Raw genomic sequence first — 14,455 nt, forward strand, 5'->3', positions numbered from 1 at the left:
GGGGCGTGCTACGCCCCAGGGCCTTCCCTTCGCATTTCCGGACCCATGGCCCTGCACCTCTCCGTCGTCATCCCCGTCTACAACGAGGAATCCATCATCGCCCAGGCAGCCGAAGAGCTGCGTCAGGGGCTGGATGCTCGCGGGCTCGACTACGAAATCATCTTCGCGGAGAACGGCTCGCGCGACGCGACGCCCCGGCTCCTGGAAGAAATCTGCGCGAAGAACCCTCGCCTGCGCTGGTTCCACTCGGAGACGCCGAACTACGGCGTGGCGCTCAAGGCCGGCATCATCAAGGCCCAGGGCACCTACGTGGTCTGCGATGAAATCGACCTCTGCGACCTGACCTTCTACGACGCGGCGCTGCCCCGGCTGGAGCGCGGCGAGGCGGACATGGTCGTGGGCTCCAAGGCGGCCAAGGGCGCGAGCGACCAGCGCCCCCTCATCCGCCGCGCGGCCACGCGGGTGCACAACAAGCTGCTGCGCGTGGCGCTGGGCTTCCAGGGCACGGACACGCACGGCCTGAAGGCGTTCCGCCGCGAAGCGCTGCTGCCCGTCATCCAGAAGTGCGTGGTGGACATGGACGTGTTCGCCAGCGAGTTCGTCATCCGCGCGTGGCGTGAGGGACTGAACGTCATGGAGATCCCCATCCAGCTCCATGAGAAGCGCCAGCCGTCCATCCACCTGTTCAAGCGCGTTCCCAACGTGCTCAAGAACGTGGGCAAGCTGTTCTACGTCATCCGCGTCCGCGGGACCTGAGCGGAGGGTCGCCCCATGACGGCAGCGCGCCTGGCGTCCATCTCCGTCGACCTGGATTCGCTGCCGCACTACTGCCGGATCCACGGGCTGCCCGAGTCGCTGCTCGATGAGCGCGCGCGGACGTTGATCCACCGCGTGGCGGTGCAGCGCTTCCTGGAGCTGTTCGCGGCGGTGGGCGTGCCCGGAACGTTCTTCGTCATCGGCGAGGACCTGGAGTCCGACCCCGGCGCGGCGGACGGCATGCGGCGCTCCCACGCGGCGGGCGTGGAGATCGCGAGCCACAGCCACGCCCACGACTACGCGCTCACCCGGCGAGGGCCGGACGCCATCGCGGACGACCTGGCGCGCGCGGACGCGGCCATCCTGAAGGCCGTGGGTGTGCGTCCTTCGGGTTTTCGCGCTCCGGGCTACACGCTGAACGCGGACCTGTACGCGGCCACCGTGGCGCAGGGCTACCAGTACGGTTCATCCGCGTTTCCGGCGGCCCCGTACTACGCGGCGAAGGCGGCGGTGATGGGGGCGCTCGCGGCGCTGGGGCGGCCGTCGCGCTCCGTGCTGGACACCCCTCGGGTGCTGCTGGCTCCGCGCGTGCCGTACCGGCCAGACCCCGCGCAGCCCTACCGGCGCGGTTCGGGGGCCGTGCTGGAGCTGCCCATGACGGTGACGCCGGTGGTGCGCTTCCCGTTCATTGGCACGTTCGCGACGACCCTGCCTCGCGGCACGATGCGCGCCGCGTACCGCACGTGCCGGGCGGATGCCTTCTTCAACTTCGAGCTCCACGGTGTCGACGTGCTGGACGCCACGGACGGCATCCCGCCGGAGCTCGCGCGCCAGCAGCGCGACCTGCGCGTGAGCGCCGCGAAGAAGATGGAGCGGCTGCGCAGCATCTTCCAGTGGCTCAAGGACGACTTCGACGTCGTCACCCTGCGCGACGCCGCGGGGCAGCTGTCCGCGACGCTCTGATCAGCGCGCGGCCTTCAGGGCCTTCCAGTCCGCTTCGGCCTGATCCGCGTAGGCCTGCGCGAAGGCGACCAGCCGCTTCGTGGCCTCCTTCGTGTCTCCGCCCACCCAGTCCTCCAGGCACTTCGCCTGGGCCTGCGTGTTGCCATGGGCGCGGGCCAGCACGACGCCCGCCTGCTCGAAGGTGGAGCGCAGGGCCTTCTTCTTCCCGAGCACGGCGTCGTCCAGCTTGTTCTTCTCCGGCTCCACCTCACGCACGAGGAACGCCCGGCCGCCCATGTTCACCGCGCCCGTAAGCGGGTTCATGGTGCCGCCCAGCTCCTCTTGCGCCTTCACCACGTCCGCGCCGTTCGCGGGCACCGGCGGCGACGTCACGCCGGACGCGAGCAGCTCCTTCAGCTCCAGCAGCACGGGGGGCGCCTTCGGATCCGCCGCGCCCACGAGCACGTAGTCGCGCTCCAGGCCGTAGCTGCTGCCACCCGCGTCCAGCCGCTCCGCCAGGTCCAGCACCTTCAAGGGGACCGCCACGCCCTCCGTGCCGTCCAGGGTCTTCTCGTAGGACGCCAGCGCGGTCCGCACCGCCGCCTTCTTCTCCGCGTCCAGCGGCTTGAGCGTGTCCGACGTGAGGAAGCGCGGGCCCTTCGCGCCGTCGAGCTTCACGTACTTGGACAGCAGGTCCTTGGCGGACGCGTCGCGCGCCTTGGTGATGAGGTCCTTCACCGGGCCGGAGGACTCCTTCTTGTCCAGGAACGCTCCGGGGTTCGCGTCGCCGTCCGCCAGCAGCTCCAGCGTCTCGAAGTAGTTCTTCGCGAGCGCCTCCACCGCCTTGATCTGCTCGCTTGCGGACAGACCCGCCTCGCGCGCGGTGAGGACAGCGCTGGTGGCCAGGCGCGTGAGGTCCGCTTCCGGTGACGCGGTGCCCGTCTGGTCGAAGTCGTTGAGCCCCCACACCGCCTTGCCGTCCGGCCCCCGGAACGTGCCCAGGTTGCCCACGTGCGCGTCGCCCACCACCCGGATGTCCGGCGCGGGCCGGTCCGTCAGCCGGGCTTCCTGCGCGTACGGGCCCCGCAGGTCCGCGTGGAACAGGGCGGGCATGGCGCGGAACATGGCGGAGGGGCTTGCGCGCATCTGCGCCAGCTTCTCCTTCAGGCGCGCGGGCGGCAGGTCCAGGCGCGCGTTGAAGTCGCGCACGAAGGACACGGCCTGTGAGGGCTGCCGCTCCAGTCCGGACGCCTGGGCCCGCTTGGGCGCGAGCGTGTTCGCAGCCACGGTGTTTCCAGTCCGTGACGTGGTGGCCTGGGGCTGGAAGTCGCTGACGTCGGGGGCCAGCCGGCCTGCGGTGGCCCCTGAGGAGGCGAGCGTCAGGACCGTGGCGGCGACGGTGGAGCCGGGGGCGGACGTCCGGGAGGGCTTGGAGGGGATGCGCATGGGGGACCTTCCGGCGGATTATCGTCAGAAGGGCATCGCGGGTTGTGGGCCCACTCCCGGCGTGCGGGCGGGGGTGCTAAGGAGCGAGCCCATGCTGGAGCGTTTCAGCGACAAGGTGAAGAAGGGTCTGCGCGGCTGGACCGAGCGCATGGCCGGCGAGCAGCAGTCCGACCAACTCCAGGCCCTGGCCCGGACGGAGAACGAGTACGGGGTGGATCCGTTCGGGTTCAACCTGGACTACAGCCTGGCCGCCATCGCCCCGTTCATGTGGCTCTATCGCCACTACTTCCGGGTGGAGGCCTACGGCGCGGACCGCATCCCCTCGGGGCGGGTGCTGCTGGTGTCCAACCACTCCGGCCAGCTGCCCCTGGACGGCGCGATGATTGGCATCGCCCTGATGGTGGAGGGCAACCCGCCGCGCGCCATCCGCAGCATGGTGGAGAAATGGGTGCCGTCCCTGCCGTACGTCTCCACGTTCATGGCGCGCGTGGGCCAGATTGTCGGCACGCCGGAGAACTGCCGGCGGCTGCTGGAGGCGGAGGAGGCCATCCTCGTGTTCCCGGAGGGCACGCGCGGACTCAACAAGCTGTGGCCGCAGCGCTACCAGCTCCAGGAGTTCGGCCTGGGCTTCATGCGCCTGGCGCTGGAGACGAACACGCCCATCGTGCCCATCGCCGTGGTGGGCGCGGAGGAGCAGGCGCCCGCGCTGATGAACCTGAAGCCGGTGGCGAAGCTGCTGGGCTTCCCGTCCTTCCCCATCACCCCCACGGGCACGCCCTTCCCGCTGCCCACGAAGTACCGCATCTACTTCGGCGACGCGCTCCACTTCACCGGCCGCGCGGACGACGAGGACAGTGAACTGGACAAGAAGGTGCGCACCGTGAAGGCCTCCATCCAGGCGATGCTCCACCAGGGTCTCAAGGAACGCCGGGGCGTGTTCTGGTGAGCGCCTCCACGGAAGAGAAGGACGCCGTCGCGGACAAGCGCCCGGCCGTCGTCGTCACCGGCATCAGCGGCAACCTGGGCCGCACGCTGGCGAAGATGCTGCACAAGCGCGAGCGCATCATCGGCATCGACCGGCGTCCCTTCATCGGGAAGCCGAAGGACGTCGAGATGCACCAGCTGGATTTGCGCAAGAAGAAGGCGGAGGACGTCTTCCGCAAGAACGAGGTCCGCGCCGTCATCCACATGGGCATCATGCATGACCCGCGCATGAGCGAGGAGGAGCACCACTCGTTCAACGTCGTGGGGACCACGCGCCTGTTGGAGTACTGTGCGAAGTACGGCGTGAAGAAGGTGGTGGTGCTGTCCTCGGCGAACGTCTACGGCCCCAGCCCGGACAACTCCAACTTCCTCACGGAGGACGCGCCGCTGATGGCCGCGAGCCGCTTCTCCGGCGTGCGCGACCTCATCGAAGTGGACATGCTGGCGCACAGCTTCTTCTGGAAGCACCCCGACATCGAGACGGTCATCCTGCGGCCCGTCCACATCGTCGGGCCCACCATCAAGAACGCGCCGTCCAACTACCTGCGGCTGCGCCACCCGTGGACCATGGCGGGCTTCGACCCCATGGTGCAGCTCATCCACGTGGAGGACGTCGCCCGCGCCATGGTGGAGGCCCTGCGCCCGGAGCCCAAGGGCGTCTACAACGTCGTGGGCCCCGGACAGGTGCCCCTGTCCGCCGTGCTGCGCGAACTGGGCCACACCGCGATCCCCGTGCCACACCCCGTGGCCCGGCCCCTGTTGGGCCTGATGTTCCGCTACCGGCTGGCCAACTTTCCGCCGCCGGAGCTGGACCACATCCAGTTCCTCTGCGCCGTGGACGGCAACCGCTGGGTCCAGGACGTGGGCTGGAAGTCCCGGCACTCCATGCGCGACACCATCCGCTCCGTCATCGGCGAGTAGCGGCTTTTCGTGGGACCCCGCGACAGTTCCCTGACAGCCGTGTCAGGGGGGACGTGGCGGGATGGCAGGAAGGGCCTGACAACACTGTCAGGCATGGGACGGTGGTGACGGGGAGCGAGTACCTCCAAGTGCCTGATTTCCCGTGGGAACCGGGGGTAGGGCAGGGGGGCGGAGCGGTTGGCACTCGCATTGCTCTAGAGACCAGGCAACACGGCGGGGTCGCAGCGGGCCGGAAGTACCGCGCGACATCGTCACCCTGGTAGGGGGTTCCATTGGGGAACTCTCGACGCCCATCGTCTCGGCCGGCCCCGAGACGGTGGGCGACTTTTTTGCGGGCTACGGGGACGGCTTCTCCCGTGGCTCCAGCTCGCCCGCGAAGGGTCCCGACAGCTGCTTCTCCAGCAGCCAGGCGCCGTCCCGGAAGACGAACTCCGAGGTGACGGTGTCGGTCTGCTCCGTGACGGAGGGCAGGCGCATCCACTGGATGCGGCTGTGGACGGTGGCGTGGCGGCCGTCCTCGGCGAGCTTCACGTCCTCGATTTCGAAGTCGGTGACGGTGAGGTCGCGGTCGTCGTGGAGCTCGCGGCGCTTGCGGTCGAAGTCCTGGCGCTCCTCGGGGACGAGGAAGGTGGACACGGCGCGGTAGTTCCTCCAGCGCAGGTTCTTGTGGAAGCCCTCGACGACTGGGCGGAGCGCTTCCATGTCCGACTTGGGAGGGGTGTGGGCACAGGCCCCACCGAGGAACAGGGCGACCATCAGGGCAGACAGGCGTTTCATGGCCGCGACGCTACCAGCCGCTGGGCGGAACGGACGAGGGCAGTGGTATGGTCCGCGCTCCCCCGCTAAGCGCACCGGAGTCGCGACTCAACATGGCCAAGTCGATGGTGGAGCGTTACGAGCAGCTCCTCCGGCAGGACCCGACCTCTTCCGTCTTCGTGGAGCTGGCGAAGGCGCTGCTGGAGAAGGGAGACGCTCAGCGCACCATCGAGGTGTGTACGCAGGGCATCTCCAACCACCCCACGTCCGTCGTGGGGCGGGTGCTGTGGGGCAAGGCGCTCATCCAGCTGGGGCGGCCCGCGGAGGCGATGGAGCAGTTCGACCAGGCCATCGCCATCGAGCGGGACAACCCGTACGCCTACAACCTCATTGGCGACGTGCTCCTGCAGCGCGGGCTGTATCGCTCCGCGCTGCCAATCCTGCGCAAGGCCGTGGCGCTGCAGCCCAACAACGGGCGCGTGAAGCAGTGGTTGGATCAGGCCCAGCAGGCGCTGTCCGGTGGACCGGCGCCCATCTTCGCGGACCTGGGCGTCCTGGCGACCCCCGCGGCCGCGCCGGAGGAGGACGCGCCGGAGCCGCCGGGTTCGGAAGCGGCCCCGTCCGCGTTCGAGGCGCGTGCCGCCGCGGCGGCCGGATTGGAGCCGCGCCGCGCTGCCCGGACGGAGACGCCGGCGGGTGGAACGGATGCGCAGGCGGCCTCCAGGGTCGCCTCCATCGAGGCGCATGGTGGGCCTTCGGCTCCCGCCGGGACGCCGGTGGCGGAGGACGCTCGGGGCCCTGGCCCAGTGGATGCGGGTGCGCAGGAGCGCGGTGCGGATCCGGTGGATCCTGCTCGCGGTGGCCCGTCGGATCCGGGCCAGGAGCCGGGGTCGGGACGCGGGCGTGCGGCGTCGGACGCCGGAGTTGAGGCGGGCCAAGCCCCCGAGTCGGGGAACCTCGCGGATCCGCTGGCCGCCGCGCCGTCGGAGCCGGATCAGGGCTCGGAGGCTCCTTCCGCTCCCGTGCAGGCGGCGGATCCAGGGTCCTCCAGCCGTGGGCGCAAGTCCGGGATGCTGGCGGATCTCCCGGACGCTCCTCCGGCGGATGAACCGTCCGCGTCGCAGGGCGGGGGATTGCTCGGGGACCTTCCTCCTCCGGAGGCGGTGCGGACTCGCGCTGCCGCGCCGGTGACGCCAGCTCCGGTCGCTTCGGCTTCGGGCGGCAAGCGCTCGCTGCTGGACGACATCCCGGATGCGACGGAGCTGGCGGCGGCCGCGGCCCGCAACAAGGCGGCGGCGAACGCGAAGGACACGGAGGCACTCGCGGCGAAGTACGAGCGCGAGATGCACGAGAAGATCGCCAAGGAGCGGGCGAAGCAGTCCCTCCTCGAGCGCTATGGCGCGAAGACCGTGGCGCTCTTCGTGGCCCTCATCTTCCTGGGCGCGAGCGCGGGCTTCTTCATCCTCTACCGCTCCCGTCAGGGCGGCCAGACGCTGTCGGAGACACTGGAACTCGCGAAGCGCGCCGTGGCGCAGGACACGGGCGCGTCGCTGGATGAAGCGCTCCGCCAGCTCGACCGCGCGCGCGACATGGACGAGGCGAGCCCCGCCGCCTGGGCGCTCGCGGGCTACGCGCACGCGCTGCGCTACCTGGACCACGGCGCCAACGCGGATGACCGCCGGCTCGCGCTGGAGGCGCTGGAGAAGCCGGGCGTGAAGGACGGCTTCAATGGCCTGGTGCTGGCCACCAACGCGCTCGTCGCCGACGACCGGGCCCGTGAGTCCGCGAACCGTGCGCTGCTCGCCTCGCAGGACGACGTGACGGAGGTGCACGCGCTCGCGGGCAGCCTGCTCATCGCCGCCAAGGACGAGAAGAAGGCCCTGGACCGCTTCGACCGCGCGCTCAAGGCGTCGCCGGGCAACGTCCGCGCGCTGGTGGCGCTGGGTGACTACTACCTCGCCTCCGAGGACTTCGCGCAGGCGCTGGAGATGTTCAAGCGCGCGCGCGACGTCTCCAAGGAGCACCCCGCCGCCCGCATCGGGATGGCGGAGAGCCGGCTCGCGCTGGAGCAGGACCTGGACGCGGCGTTGGCGGACGTGGCGCCGCTCGCGCAGGACGCGAAGCTGCCCCCCGCGCTCCAGCCCCGTCAGCAACTGGTGCATGGCGAAATCCTGTCCGCGCTGGGCAAGTACGACGAGGCGCGCACCATGCTCTCCAAGGGCGTGCAGGGGCCGCTGGCCATGGACTTCCAGCTGGCGCTCGGGGCCGCGGGCCGCGCGGCGGGCAAGCTGGAGGCCGCGCAGCAGGCCTATGAAGCCGCGCTGAAGCTGCAGCCCAAGAGCGAGGCCGCGAAGGAGGGCCTGGGGCGCACGCTGCTGGACCGCGACCGCGAGAAGGAAGCCCTGCAGCGGCTAGAGGCCGACGGCGGCCGCAAGGTGTCGCTGGTGCGGGGCGCGGCGTACGCGCGGCTCGGGGACTGGAAGCGCGCCCGCGTGGAGCTGGGCAAGACGCGCGTGAACGACCGCTATCCGCCGGAGGCCGTCGCGTGGCTCGCGCTGGCGGACGCGCACGAGGGCAACGGCGCCCAGGCGCGCGACGTGCTGGAGAAGGCGCTGGCGAAGAAGCCCCGCACGGACCTGCGCGTGGCGCTGGGGCAGGTGTACTGGCGGGAGCGCGCGCTCGACAAGGCGCAGACCCAGTTCGACGAGGCGATGAAGGACCCGCGCGACTACGAGGGCGCGTGCTCGCTGGGGCGGCTGCTCCTGTCTCGCCGACTGCCGGATATGGCGCTCAAGCCGCTGACGCAGGCGGTGGAGCGCAACGGCGCGCATGGCGAGGCCCGCGACGCCCTGGGCCGCACGCTCCTGGCGCTGGGCCGCACGCCGGAGGCGCTGAAGCAGTTCGAAGCGTGGCAGCTGGACAACCCGGGCAGCGCGGCCGCGCAGAAGGGCTTCGCGCTGGCGCTGTACCAGTCCGGCCGCCGCAAGGAGGCGGAAGGGGCGTCCGGCCGGGCGGTGAAGCTGGCGCCGGAAGACGCGGAGGGGCAGCGGCTGCGCGCGGCGCTCCTGTTCGCCAACGGCGACGCGAAGGGCGGCTTCTCCGCGCTGGAGCGGGCCAACAAGCTGGACTCCAAGGACCCGGACACCTTCTGCGAAATCGCCCAGGCGTTCCTGCGCCAGGGTCAGGTGGAGAGCGCGGACGCGGCCTTCGCGGCGGCGCGGCGGGAAGGGCCGGACGCGACGTGCGGCCGCGTGGGCGAGCTGTACGCGCAGCTGCCGGGCGGTGGCCGTGGCGCGGCGCGCACGCTGCAGGACCTGGCCGACAAGGCGCCCACCGTCTGGGACAAGGCCTTCGCCCAGGTGACGCTGGCGCGGGTGCTGCTGGGCGCCGGGGCCGTGAAGGAGGCCCGCGCGGCGGCGGACGAGGCCGTGAAGCTGGCCCCCTACAACGGGCGCGCGTACCTGGCCCTGGGCCTGGTGGCCTTCAAGCAGCGTCAGGAGGCCCCCGCGCGCGAGGCGCTGGCCAAGGCCGTGGAGCTGGAGCCCACGGACGGCCTGGCACACCTGGCGCTGGCGGACGTGCTGGTGCGCGAGACGGCGGAGCTGCCCCGGGCGGTGGAGGCCTACGAGTCCTTCCTGAAGCTCGCGGGGGGCGCGTCGGAGGCGAACCGGGTGAAGAAGGCCCTTCCGCTCCTCAAGCGCCGGGCGTCGCGCTAGCGTGGTCGACGTGAGCGACCCGCGGCCCCCGTCCTCCCCCCTGCTGAAGGTCATGTGGGGCAATGCCTTCCTGCTGTCGGTGCTCTACCTGCTGACGGGCATCGTCGTGGAGTCCGTCCGGAGGCGGTACCACAAGCCCTTCTTCGAGCGCCTCTCCATGGCGCTCGACTCGCTGCCGGCGCGGGCGCTGGAGTTGGTGCGCGCCATGGAGCCGCTGCGCGAGGCGTACTTCAGCGGCCGCATCACCGACCTGGGCGTACGCGTCGTCTTCGGCCTCGTCACCGTGGCGGTCATCTTCCTGCTCGCCGTGGTGGTGGGCGCCATCATGGCCGTGCTGCGGTGGGCGCTGATGCGCGCCACCCGCGGTGGGCATGGCTCTCCCAGGGGCTGAAACCTCCGCTTACGCCCGGCGGACGCGCCGCAGGCGGAGCAGCCACGGCAAGAGGCAGAGGCCCACGCCCAGTCCGCTCACCGCCAGGGCCATGCCCTGTCCCGGAGGGATGAAGCGCCAGATCACCTGGTGCCGCCCCGCCGGAAGCGCCACGCCAAGGAAGGCGTGGTTGGTGGGAAGCACCTCCGCGGGCGCACCGTCCACGGTGGCGGTCCAGCCCGAGAAATAGGCCTCCGAGGCGACCAGCACCGCGGGCTGTTTCGCATCCACCTCCACCGTGGAGCCGTCCGGGTCGCGCTCCACGACGCGGACGCTGCCCAGGTCCGCGTCCGGCGCGGGCTGGGACAGGGGCGTGAGGCACTCCACGGCCGCCTGGCGTCCGGGAACGAAGTCGCTGGAGGCGATGAGGGCCAGGCTCTCCTCCGGGCCCGCCACGCAACGCGGCGCCGCGAGGTAGACGCGAGGCAGCGCGAGCGGGTTCGCGAGCAGCTGCACGCCGAAGGGCTCGCTCTCCGCCACGACGTACTTCTCCATCCCCCGCTTCTGGACCTGGAGCGTGTCCAGGGTGAAGAAGCCCACTCCCGCGAGCCCCGCGTAGCGCCGCCACCACTGGCGCTGGTCCTTGAGCAGCGCCCCGACGCGCGCGGAGAGCGTGGGCAGGTACCAGTTCGCGGCCTCCACCCCCCAACGCGCTCCCACGTCGGGAACGAGCATCGTCAGGTTCGCCGCCGCGTCCCTGTCGTCCAGGGACAGTCCCTCCAGACTCGGCTGCTGGATGGTCGCGACCGCGGTGTACACACGCGTCTGGCCGAGCAGCGTTTCGCCCCCCACGCGCTGCCGCATCGTTTCGACGAAGAGGGGCTGTGCCTCAATGAGGTCGCGGTCGCAGGACACGTACACGGGCTCGGTGACCCATGCGACGTCCACCGCGACGAGGGTGACGAGCACCAGGGCCAGGGGCCGTGGCTGGAGCTTCCTCCAGACGAGGAGCAGCCCCAGCGCCAGACAGACGCTTCCGGTCCGGAGGCCGCCCTCCGAGAGCCGCTCACCGACCTGTCGCGCCACTTCCGGCCAGAGCTCCGGGCGGCCCGAATAGAAGCCACTCAGGGCCTCGGCCAGGCGGGCGCCCGTGCCTGTCAGCGCGAGGAGCAGGACCCCCAGGCCCAGCCCGCCCAGGACCCACGCCACGCGCCGCCTGCCCGGGGCCTCTCGCGCCACGAGCGATTCGGCGCCCAGCCCCGCGAGCACCGCGAGCCAGAAGGCCACGTGCACGGAGAGCTTCTCCGGGTAGCGGAAGGGACGCCACGGGGGGAGCAGTTCGTAGACGAGCGCATACAGCGGCGTGTGGCGTCCGAACATCAGCAGGACGAACAGCGCCGTCAGCCCCAACGCCAACTGGACCCGGCGCTCCCGCCACCGGCTCGCGGCGGCCACTCCCGCGAGGAAGAGCATGGGCAGGCCCACGTAGAGCGAGCGGAGCCAGAAGTCGTTCACCTGCGTGCCCAGCAACCCCTCCGCCACCGGCGCGCGCAGGGGGCGCTCCAGGGCGAAGACATTGCCCAGCGCCATGTCCAGCAGGCGCAGTGGATGGGTCGACCAGACCACGGCCGTCTCCAGGGTGCGCCGCTCCGCGAACGTCTCTCGCAGGACGGACGCGGAGGCCCAGAGCTGTACGGCGCTCACGAGCAGCGCGAGCCCCAACCCCGCCCCCGCCGCCAGGAGGACCTTGCGGCGAGGCGCGCCTTCAAGTGGGCCGAACGCCGCCACCGCGAGCACCGTGGCGCCTCCCACCGCGAAGCCCTGGGGGTCTCCCGCGAAGAGGAGGGTGCCCAGCACCAGTCCCACCGCGCCCGCCGCCGCCCACGACGCGTGCTTCAGCACCGCGTCCGTCGCCACCAGCAACCAAGGGAGCGCCATGGCGGCCTGCAGGTACGGCAGGCTGTTGGTGAGACTGACCAGTGCGCCGCCAAAGGCGAAGCCCAGGGCCCCCACCGCGGCGGCGCCCGGGCGCGTGCCCCAGCGCCGCAGGAGGACATAGGTGCCCAGGGCCGCGACGGGGTAGCAGACCAGCACCATCAGCGTGAGCATCGCCGGCCCCTCCACCAGCAGGCCCAGCAGGTTCGCGGGGTGGAATGCGCCGGTGACGGTGGCGCCCGCGAAGGGCTGCCCCAGCGAATTGAAGGGCGTCCAGTCCGGCCATTCCCACTGGCGGACGGCCTGGACCCAGAGCCACTTGGCCGGCAGACAGACCCGGAGCATGTCCCGCTCGCAGAAGACCCCTCCGGAGGCGAGCAGGCGGTGGAAGAAGAGCAGCGTCGCCGCGCACAGGGCTCCAAGGACGGAGAGGAGCTCGCGGCGGTGGAGCGGGGGCGTGGAGGACATGGCGGCTGCGGCGGGTTCTACCAGAGTCCCGGTGGGCCCCTCTGGAGTGGAGGCGGAGGGCTAGCTGCGCGACTTCGCCTTGCGGATGCGCGGGGCCACGGGCGCCGCCTGCGGCTCATGGCCCGCCGCGCGCGCCATCAGGCAGATCTCCACCACCTTGGGGCCGAAGCGCTCCCAGCGGCTCTCCCCGGTGCCCTTCACCGCGAGGAAGGCCTCCCGGTCCACCGGCAGCGCGGCGGACAGCCCCAGCAGCGTCGCGTCGTTGAAGATGATGAAGGGCGCGACGCCCAGGTCCTTCGCCAGGTCCTTGCGCCAGCGGCGCAGCTCCATGGACGCCAGCTCGCTGTACGCCATCACCGGCGCTCCGGCCGCGGCCGGCAGGGAGCGCGAGGAGGAGCCGGACGGCTTGGGCATCATGCTGCCCGCGCACCGGTCGCACTTGCCGCACACCGCCGCCGCGTCCGTCTGCCCGAAGTAGCGCAGGATGAACGCGCGCCGGCACTTCGGCGTGTACGCGTAGTCCGCCATCCGCTTGAGCATCAGCCGGTTGAGCCGCTCCTGCTCGCGCACCCGGGACAGGTCCACCGAAAGCTCGCGGAATGGGATGCGCTCCAGCGCGCGGATGGAGCGCCCCGCGAACGGCCGGCGCACCCGCACCACGCCCGACTTCTCCAGAAGGCCCAGCGCGTGCCGGACGTCGTCCTCCGTCAGCCCCGTGCGCCGCGCGAGGATGGGCAACTCCGTGGTCGCCTGTCGCCCTACGGGGAAGGTCTCCAGCAGCGAACGCAGCAGCCGCTGTGATTCCGCCGCGTGCGGCTGCGCGCTGGCGGCCTTGTCCGTCAGCGTGATGCCGTACTCGCCTTCACCCCGGCCACCGCGCTCCAGCTTGCCTTCGCGCTCGAAGATTTTCAGGGCGGCGGAGACCTCGAACTCGCTGGCGCCCACCATGCCCGCGAGCGCGTGCACGCCCCGGTCGAACTCCTCCACGGCCTGCAGCTGCGCCCAGATGTCCGCCAGCACGGACTCGGACGGGTGGCTGCCCTCGATGAGGCGCTCCTGCGTGTACACGTCCGCGTGGTTGAACAGGAGCACCGCCGTGGCGGGGTTGCCGTCGCGGCCCGCGCGGCCAATCTCCTGGTAGTACGCCTCCACCGCCCGGGGGATGTTGGCGTGCGCGACGAAGCGGATGTCCGGCTTGTCGATGCCCATTCCGAAGGCGTTGGTGGCCACCGCCACCGCCTCCTTCGCGGACATGAAGTCGTCCTGCGCGCGGCGGCGGGCGTCGTCCTCCATGCCCGCGTGGTACAGCACCGCCTTCACCTTGCGCGTGACGAGCGCGGAGTGCATCCCTTCCGCCGCCTTGCGCGTGGAGCAGTAGATGATGCCGCTGCCGCCGCCCTTCGCCGCCAGGCTCGCGCACGCGTCCCGGCGCTCCTCGTCCCCGCTGACGTTCACCACGTCCAGGAAGAGGTTGGGCCGGTCGAACCCCTGCGCGAACACCGCCGGGTCCTTCATCAGCAGCACGCGGACGATGTCCTCGCGCACCTCCGGCGTCGCCGTGGCGGTGAGCGCCACCGTGCGCGGGGGCCGCAGCCGCTTGCGCACCTGGCCCAAGAGCGCGTAGTCCGGACGGAAGTCGTGGCCCCACTGGGAGATGCAGTGCGCCTCGTCCACGGCGAGCAGCTCCACGCCCAGCCCGGACACCAGCTCCAGGAAGCTTGCGCTGCGGAAGCGCTCCGGCGCCACGTAGAGCAGCTTGTACTCGCGGGCGCGCAGCTTGCGCAGGCGCTCCGCCCGCTCCACGTCGGACAGGGACGAGTTGATGTACGTGGCCGCGATGCCCTTCGCGGTGAGCTGCTCCACCTGGTCCTTCATCAGCGCGATGAGCGGTGACACCACCAGCGTGATGCCCGGCAACAGCATCGCCGGCAGCTGGTAGCACAGGCTCTTGCCCGCGCCCGTGGGCATCACCACCACGGTGTTGCGGCCGCTGAGGACGGAGCTGATGACGGGCGCCTGTCCAGGGCGGAACTCCGGCAGGCCGAAGTGCCGCACCAGTCCCTGCTGGGCATCTTCGAGGAAGGGCAGGGACTCCGTCATCGCGCGCATGTTCATCATCCTGGATGGGCCGTCAACGCCAATCCCCTCGTGGATACCGGTG

At 71.2% G+C, this 14,455-nt stretch carries 10 protein-coding genes; 6 read left to right on the plus strand and 4 right to left on the minus strand.

Features of this window, described 5'->3' with window-relative positions; genetic code table 11:
- Positions 1–45: 45 nt before the first annotated feature.
- The gene (locus tag GTZ93_RS17045) at positions 46–756 is read left to right on the plus strand and encodes a glycosyltransferase family 2 protein (RefSeq protein WP_120580354.1); all 711 of its coding nucleotides are present in this window, start codon (positions 46–48) and stop codon (positions 754–756) included.
- Between the two features lie 15 nt (positions 757–771).
- Positions 772–1,719 (plus strand): polysaccharide deacetylase family protein, encoded by a 948-nt coding sequence (locus GTZ93_RS17050; protein WP_139921342.1) that lies wholly within the window; start codon positions 772–774, stop codon positions 1,717–1,719.
- Here GTZ93_RS17050 and GTZ93_RS17055 read toward each other — a convergent pair whose 3' ends face one another.
- A complete protein-coding gene (locus GTZ93_RS17055) occupies positions 1,720–3,144 on the minus strand; it encodes a DUF2252 family protein (RefSeq protein WP_139921344.1) in 1,425 nt (474 codons plus the stop codon).
- A 91-nt stretch (positions 3,145–3,235) separates the two neighbouring features.
- Here GTZ93_RS17055 and GTZ93_RS17060 point away from each other — a divergent pair, with 91 nt between their 5' ends.
- Positions 3,236–4,090, plus strand: a complete 855-nt coding sequence (locus GTZ93_RS17060; RefSeq protein WP_120564926.1) for a lysophospholipid acyltransferase family protein — start codon at positions 3,236–3,238, stop codon at positions 4,088–4,090.
- A complete protein-coding gene (locus GTZ93_RS17065) occupies positions 4,087–5,049 on the plus strand; it encodes an SDR family oxidoreductase (protein WP_120580357.1) in 963 nt (320 codons plus the stop codon). The genes GTZ93_RS17060 and GTZ93_RS17065 overlap by 4 nt, the downstream gene beginning before the upstream one ends.
- A gap of 336 nt (positions 5,050–5,385) precedes the next feature.
- Here GTZ93_RS17065 and GTZ93_RS17070 read toward each other — a convergent pair whose 3' ends face one another.
- Positions 5,386–5,826: a hypothetical protein gene (locus GTZ93_RS17070; protein WP_139921346.1), complete on the minus strand. Its 441-nt coding sequence runs from the start codon at positions 5,824–5,826 to the stop codon at positions 5,386–5,388.
- 92 nt (positions 5,827–5,918) lie between these two features.
- Between GTZ93_RS17070 and GTZ93_RS17075 the strand changes: the two genes are divergently transcribed.
- Positions 5,919–9,521 carry a tetratricopeptide repeat protein gene (locus tag GTZ93_RS17075; RefSeq protein WP_139921348.1) on the plus strand — a complete coding sequence of 1,201 codons (3,603 nt, stop codon included), beginning with the start codon at positions 5,919–5,921 and terminating at the stop codon, positions 9,519–9,521.
- 52 nt (positions 9,522–9,573) lie between these two features.
- Positions 9,574–9,912, plus strand: a complete 339-nt coding sequence (locus GTZ93_RS17080) for a hypothetical protein (protein WP_139921352.1) — start codon at positions 9,574–9,576, stop codon at positions 9,910–9,912.
- 9 nt (positions 9,913–9,921) lie between these two features.
- Here the strand turns inward: GTZ93_RS17080 and GTZ93_RS17085 are convergent, their stop codons facing one another.
- Together GTZ93_RS17085 and GTZ93_RS17090 are read right to left on the minus strand one after the other, a co-directional pair.
- Entirely contained in the window at positions 9,922–12,294 is a 2,373-nt protein-coding gene (locus GTZ93_RS17085) for a YfhO family protein (protein WP_161662876.1), read from the minus strand.
- 60 nt (positions 12,295–12,354) lie between these two features.
- On the minus strand, positions 12,355–14,412 hold the full coding sequence (locus GTZ93_RS17090) for a RecQ family ATP-dependent DNA helicase (protein ID WP_139923869.1): 2,058 nt from the start codon (positions 14,410–14,412) through the stop codon (positions 12,355–12,357).
- Positions 14,413–14,455 lie beyond the last annotated feature (43 nt).

Origin of the sequence: Corallococcus exiguus (genome assembly GCF_009909105.1) — a bacterium.
In the GTDB taxonomy this organism is placed as follows: domain Bacteria; phylum Myxococcota; class Myxococcia; order Myxococcales; family Myxococcaceae; genus Corallococcus; species Corallococcus exiguus.